Here is a 696-nt window from a genome sequence, read left to right on the forward strand (position 1 = left end):
GCGCAGCTTGGCGTCGACATGGCCCGACGTGCTGCTGCCGGTGCTGACGCAGGCAGGCAACAAAACGGCCATGCCGAGAAGCACAACAGCCAATCGGACAAGATATTGAATGCGCGAGCGGTCCATGTCGAAGCCCCGATATTTTTTATTGATATTTGTCTTGCCGTTACGACCCAGATTGATCCACAAGCTCCATTCAAGACACACCCTTGATGGACTGGATCGATGGGGATCGGATCGTTTCTCTCGGCGCGGATCGCGCGCCGGGTCGGGCCGGAGCACCGCGCCTTCGCGGCGATGACCGGGACCGTGCTCGGCGGCGCCCATGCCGCCTGCCCGGTATGCCGGCGCGGCCACCTGCTGCTGGATCCCAGTGCGCCGAACCTCCGGAAATGCGACGACGCGAGCTGCGGGGCGACCTTCAACCTCCCCGAGATCGGCCGAACCTTCGCGCTGGAGGGGACCGATGTCCGCGACCTGGCGCGGGAGGCGCGCCGGCAGGCGTTCATCCTGTTCCTCGCCGCGGTCGGGATCGGCGTCCTGGCGGCGGCCTGGGCGGTCTTCGCCCGCTCCTGGCTCACGCTGCTCGGCGCCGTGCTGCTCTGCACCGTGGTGCTGGCGAGCGCGCTCGTGCATCGCTACCGCGCCTGGCAGCTCGTACAGGGCCGGATGTTCGAGACCCGAGCGCCGCTCGGC

2 protein-coding genes are annotated in these 696 nt (G+C 67.4%); one reads left to right on the top strand and one right to left on the bottom strand.

Going from position 1 to position 696, the window contains the following annotated elements; translation table 11 throughout:
* The coding region (locus VQ02_RS37940) for a hypothetical protein (RefSeq protein ID WP_157080939.1) at positions 1-189 on the bottom strand (189 nt) is incomplete at its 3' end.
* A 36-nt stretch (positions 190-225) separates the two neighbouring features.
* Here VQ02_RS37940 and VQ02_RS34265 point away from each other — a divergent pair.
* On the top strand, positions 226-696 hold a 471-nt coding region (locus VQ02_RS34265), incomplete at its 3' end, for a hypothetical protein (RefSeq protein ID WP_048448750.1).

Origin of the sequence: Methylobacterium variabile (assembly GCF_001043975.1) — a bacterium.
GTDB classification, from domain to species: Bacteria; Pseudomonadota; Alphaproteobacteria; order Rhizobiales; family Beijerinckiaceae; genus Methylobacterium; species Methylobacterium variabile.